Raw genomic sequence first — 4,840 nt, 5'->3', positions numbered from 1 at the left:
CGCCAACTCCGTCTGACCTTTCGCTCGATCGGTCGCGCGACGACCTGCTGACCTCGTTTGGTAGGCTGACGCTGACCGACCGCTATCTGCTCGCCGGCGAAGGCCTCCAGGACATGTTCGCCCGAGTGTCTTGCGCCTTCGCGGACAATGTTGCGCATGCCCAACGCCTATATGATGCGATGTCTCGGCTGTGGTTCATGCCGGCCACACCGGTGCTCTCCAACGGCGGCACGCCGCTCGGCCTTCCGATCTCGTGCTTCCTCAACTCAGTCTCGCTCGAAGGCATCGTCGGCACCTGGAACGAGAACGTCTGGCTTGCTTCCAATGGCGGCGGCATCGGCACCTACTGGGGTAATGTTCGCTCAATCGGCGAGAAGGCGAGGGGCGGCGTCACCTCGGGCATCATCCCGTTCATCCACGTCACGGACGGCCTCACGCTGGCGATCAGCCAGGGCTCGTTGCGGCGCGGCTCGGCGGCGGTCTATCTCGATATCCACCATCCCGAGATCGAGGAGTTCCTCGAGATCCGCGAGGCGTCTGGTGACTTCAACCGCAAGAGCCTCAACCTGCATCACGGCGTCAACGTCACCGACGAGTTTATGCGTGCCGTGGGCGCCGGCACCGCATTCGCTCTGCGCAGCCCGAAGACTAACGAGGTCGTCCGCGAGATCGATGCCCGCCAGCTGTGGCAACGCATCCTTGAGAACCGGCTGCAGACCGGCGAGCCTTATCTCTTGTTCATCGACACCGTGAACCGTGCGCTCCCCAAGCACCAGCGCGAGCTCGGCCTCAAGGTCTCGACCTCGAACCTGTGCAGCGAGATTACCCTGTCGACCGGCATCGATCATCGCGGCGAGGAGCGCACCGCGGTGTGCTGCCTGTCGTCGCTCAACCTCGAGACCTGGGACCAGTGGAATAAGGAGCCATCGAGGACGTCATGCGCTTCCTAGACAACGTGCTCAACCACTTCATCATGGTGGCGCCGGACGAAATGAAGCGTGCCCGCTACGCCGCCCTGCGCGAGCGCTCCGTTGGCCTCGGCGTCATGGGCTTCCACTCGTTTCTCCAGGCCAAGGGCATTCCAATGGAGGGTGCCCTGGCCAAGTCATTCATCTGAACATGTTCCGAAAACTTCGTCGCGATGCCGATGCGGCATCCGTGGCGCTCGCTCGCGAGCGTGGCCCGTGCCCGGATGCCCTGGAACGCGGCGTGATGGCGCGCTTCAGCCACAAGATCGCAATCGCGCCGACCGCCTCGATCAGCATCATCTGCGGCGGCACCAGCGCCTGCACTGAGCCGATCCCGGCCAACATCAACACGCACAAGACGCTATCCGGCGCCATCTCGGTGCGCAATCCGCACCTCGCTAAGGTGCTGGCCGCGAAAGGCGCCGACACCTCGGCGACCGGGGAGTCGATCATCGCGCACGACGGGTCGGTCGCCCATCTCGACGTCCTGTCGGAGCACGAGAAAGCGATCTTTCGCACCGCTTTCGAGATCGACCAGCGCTGGATCGTCGAGCTTGCCGCCCGACCGCGCCGCGTTGATTTGCCAGAGCCAGTCGATCAACCTCTATCTGCCGGCCGACGTCGATAAGTGGGACCTCCACATGCTGCACTGGACGGCGTGGAAGCGTGGGGTGAAGAGCCTCTACTACTGTCGATCAAAGTCTATCTCGCGCGCGGCGTTCGCCGGCAAGATTGCCGGGGATGCAACGCCGACGCAGCAGCCGGCGCGGCAGCGCACCGACTATGAGGAGCGCCTCACATGTCAGTGATCGATCTGTCGCGCGCCGATCCGCGCACGTTAATCGGCAAAGGACGCGTCGGCCTCTTGACTCGACCGGCAGCTATGACGTCGATCGCTATGCCTGGGCTTACGAGTTCTGGAAGCGCCAGCAGCAGACCCACTGGATGGGCGAGGAGGTGCCGCTCGGCGCCGACCTCAACGACTGGGCTTCGGACCGCGTCACCGACAGCCAGCGCGCGCTGCTCACCCAGATCTTCCGTTTCTTCACTGCCTTACTTCAAAGCGCCTCGGGCGGTCATTCCGATCTACGATTGGAGCGGCTTCTACGTCGGCATCAATGGCGGTGGTGGCTCTGCGCAGCAGTGCTGGGACGTGGTCAACGCTGGCGGCGTGGTCGTCGCTCCGCCTGTTGGCATGGGGCGCCATAATGCGACGGGAGGCACGGTGGGCGGTCACATCGGTTACCGCTGGCAAATAGCGAACTCGGTGTTCGGTCTGGAGACGCAGGGCAATTGGGCCGATTTCAAGGGCTCCAACGCGAACCTTGCTTTCGCAGGCGTCCGGGATGACTCCACGCTTGATGCATTCGGCCTGTTCACGGGCCAAGTCGGCTATGCTTGGAATAACGTGCTGCTCTATGTAAGAGGTGGGGCTGCAGTCGTCCGTGACAAATACCGGGTCTCCGATTTTGCGACCGGGCTCACTATCGGCAACGGCAGCGAAATTCGTTGGGGAGGCACGGTAGGGGCTGCCTTGAATTTGGCTTTGCTGCGAACTGGTCCATCGGAGTTGAATACGACCACCTGTTCATGGGTCGTCGGGATGTGGATTTCTTTTTTTCACCCGGACTCGTGGGTGTTCCGGTGGGCGCTTTTGCAGAGACTGCCCGTATCGGTCAGGACGTCGATAACGGCTTGGTCCGTGTGAACTACCGTTGGGGTGGCGTGATCGCCACGACCTATTGATCGATCTTCGCCAAAATGGATGTCCAAACACTTCTGCACTTTGGTCAGGCGGAAAGTTGTTGCTGATATAGCGGTCGCATATTTATGTAGCATTGTTCCGGCAATGTGCCGCGGCCGTGTCGCGGCCAAGTTGAGGCAGGATTGGCCGGCAGGAAGGGCGCCGACGACGCGGGTTCGCACCAATATCCTGAGCTGCATCGCGGCATAGAAGCCTTGGCGACAGGACTCGCATCAATAGCGCTATCGGCTTCTTGTCGGTACATCGGCTCGAGCTGGTCAGGCGTGGTGCAAAGGAATCTGGCTGATCTGGTTATGACGCAGCGCCACGGCGAAGATCGCGGCGAACTCAAGCGTGCTGCCGTGGTCGAACGCCAGCCGCTTAGTAGCTGGCTGCGCCGATTTCCCGGACCCGTGCCCCCACCTGCATCACCGTCGGCTTTCCGGCCGTCGGAGAATGATGAGGCAAAAAATAGTTGTGTCACCGTCGTGGTTAACTCGGACCTCGCTTAGGGAGACACAGGTCATCGATTACCATCGTTCCGGTCGGCCGCAGCACGCTCATCGCACGGGCAACGCACTGAAATGCGAGCCGAGGTGCGAGCCGGGCGCACCTTCGAGCTACGACTTGGTCGACCAGGTCGAGGCCGTTCTGACCGACCTCGGACGAAAGGCCGACGAGCGGTCGAAGCGGCGCTCGTGCGAGGGTGGGACATAACGTCGACGACGTGATGGCTTGCGTCATCGTCGCTGCCGATCTCTGCGCCCGATGAACCTGCCGAACCCCCGCTGGCGCGGATCAATTGGGAGCGCCTCGGCGAGCGGATGCAAAATCTCGAGAGGTGGATCGGCAGCGCTGAAGCGGAACTCTTGTGTTAGGACAGAAACGCGGCCGTCATCCGAGCCGCATTGCCAGCGTCTGCTCGTAGTAGATCACCTCCGCGAAGCCACGGCCGAGGAAGACCGCCAGCGGCTCGGCGACGAAATCAAACGCGAAGGGGGAGGATTTTGTCCGATATTTGTCGGTTTTCGTTCGCAGCGGCACTGACGCCGCCGCGACATCATGTCGAGCAGCAGCCGCGTCTGCGGCGAAGGCAGACGGACGTACGACCTTTTACGGCCCTGAACATCGGCCTGAGCGGCTCTCGAGCAATGAAGCTACCGAAACGATATAGCCTATCCGGAGACTTTCGTTCATCTCGATGTGTTAGGCCCGCTGGCATTGGCATATGTTCGAAGAAAAGCGCGAAGCCGTGCCTGCCATTGATCAGCGAACATGACGGATGTGCGGATTGACACTTCGACGTGGGAGCGCGAGTACGGGAAGAAGCCAAGCGGGCGCCGCTATTGGCGCTTCCGGATCATATCGCCCAGTATTGCAGTCAAAGACTATGAATTAAGAACGGAGATCCCAATGACGTTCCCCAGCGCGTGCAGGGGGGCAATAGAGAGGGCGCGGCAACGCGGTTCGGCTCAAATCGTGCTGCTACCGTGAGGGACCCTGACGAGTTTGACGATCGAACGCATGTTTTCCCGAGGGCGGAGACGGAACAAGAGCTTGGGATCACGGTCATAATGGAAAAGTGGATCGTCTCCCAATCCGTCATCAATCCAGCCGTTGACTCTAACGAGAGAGAAAAGACTGGCTAGCAGCTAGGCGACATCTCGCTCTCGACACTCGATCTCGCCGATTGCAGCCGCTATCCCTCGTGAATAAGGGAAGCGACCAAGGCCCGGCAGTTAGTCTCCCCGGTCACAGCAACAGTCCAGCCCTATCACTACAAGGCGCTGCTCCTTCCGAGCCCACCAAATTCGGTAGTTGAGGCGACCGCGGCAGATTTGCAGAGTAAGGCCATCTGTCGATCACAGGGGCGAGGCCGGAGCAAACTTTATGGCTGGCGTTCAATACTTCGTGTCGCGCCATAAAGGCCGGTGGAAGGTTGCGCTTAATTTTGAGTACTCCGGCCCCTACGCCACTGAGGAAGAGGCGACCGCGTCGCCGTCGACGCCGCGGCAGGGCACGTCGCTCAGGTTCTCGTTCAAAGGGAAACCACCAATTTAAAATCGAGTGGACATATGGCCACGACCCATACCCCCACCTGCCAGCTAATCGCGGACCACATGAGATC

At 61.0% G+C, this 4,840-nt stretch carries 7 protein-coding genes; 6 read left to right on the top strand and 1 reads right to left on the bottom strand.

The window, feature by feature from the left end; all coding sequences use genetic code 11:
• The 6 genes from I6F21_RS37175 to I6F21_RS37160 form a co-directional block, all read left to right on the top strand.
• Positions 1-950, top strand: a 950-nt coding sequence (locus I6F21_RS37175) for a ribonucleotide reductase N-terminal alpha domain-containing protein (protein ID WP_276573639.1), incomplete at its 5' end; no start/stop codon positions are given.
• Positions 938-1,117 carry a hypothetical protein gene (locus tag I6F21_RS38940; RefSeq protein WP_276573638.1) on the top strand — a complete coding sequence of 60 codons (180 nt, stop codon included), beginning with the start codon at positions 938-940 and terminating at the stop codon, positions 1,115-1,117. The genes I6F21_RS37175 and I6F21_RS38940, both read left to right, overlap by 13 nt.
• Before the next feature lie 2 nt (positions 1,118-1,119).
• Positions 1,120-1,596 (top strand): hypothetical protein, encoded by a 477-nt coding sequence (locus I6F21_RS37170; protein WP_276519413.1) that lies wholly within the window; start codon positions 1,120-1,122, stop codon positions 1,594-1,596.
• Positions 1,523-1,777, top strand: coding sequence for a hypothetical protein (locus I6F21_RS38760; RefSeq protein WP_346656856.1), 255 nt, complete (start codon positions 1,523-1,525; stop codon positions 1,775-1,777). The genes I6F21_RS37170 and I6F21_RS38760 overlap by 74 nt, the downstream gene beginning before the upstream one ends.
• A complete protein-coding gene (locus I6F21_RS39115) occupies positions 1,710-2,177 on the top strand; it encodes a ribonucleotide-diphosphate reductase subunit beta (protein WP_346656855.1) in 468 nt (155 codons plus the stop codon). Before I6F21_RS38760 ends, I6F21_RS39115 begins: the two co-directional genes overlap by 68 nt.
• Positions 2,178-2,193: 16 nt before the next feature.
• A complete protein-coding gene (locus I6F21_RS37160; protein WP_346656854.1) occupies positions 2,194-2,676 on the top strand; it encodes a hypothetical protein in 483 nt (160 codons plus the stop codon).
• 930 nt (positions 2,677-3,606) lie between these two features.
• Here the strand turns inward: I6F21_RS37160 and I6F21_RS37155 are convergent.
• On the bottom strand, positions 3,607-3,756 hold the full coding sequence (locus I6F21_RS37155) for a hypothetical protein (RefSeq protein ID WP_158284318.1): 150 nt from the start codon (positions 3,754-3,756) through the stop codon (positions 3,607-3,609).
• Positions 3,757-4,840 lie beyond the last annotated feature (1,084 nt).

Source organism: Bradyrhizobium sp. NBAIM03 (assembly GCF_020194055.1).
GTDB lineage: Bacteria > Pseudomonadota > Alphaproteobacteria > Rhizobiales > Xanthobacteraceae > Bradyrhizobium > Bradyrhizobium yuanmingense.
The sequence above is the reverse complement of the archived record's forward strand: the minus strand, read 5'-3'. Positions and strand labels throughout refer to the sequence as shown.

Coding starts and splice junctions, on each gene's coding strand:
- I6F21_RS38940 (WP_276573638.1), top strand. CDS start 938: ATGCGCTTCCTAGACAACGTGCTCAACCACTTCATCATGGTGGCGCCG.
- I6F21_RS37170 (WP_276519413.1), top strand. CDS start 1,120: ATGTTCCGAAAACTTCGTCGCGATGCCGATGCGGCATCCGTGGCGCTC.
- I6F21_RS39115 (WP_346656855.1), top strand. CDS start 1,710: ATGCAACGCCGACGCAGCAGCCGGCGCGGCAGCGCACCGACTATGAGG.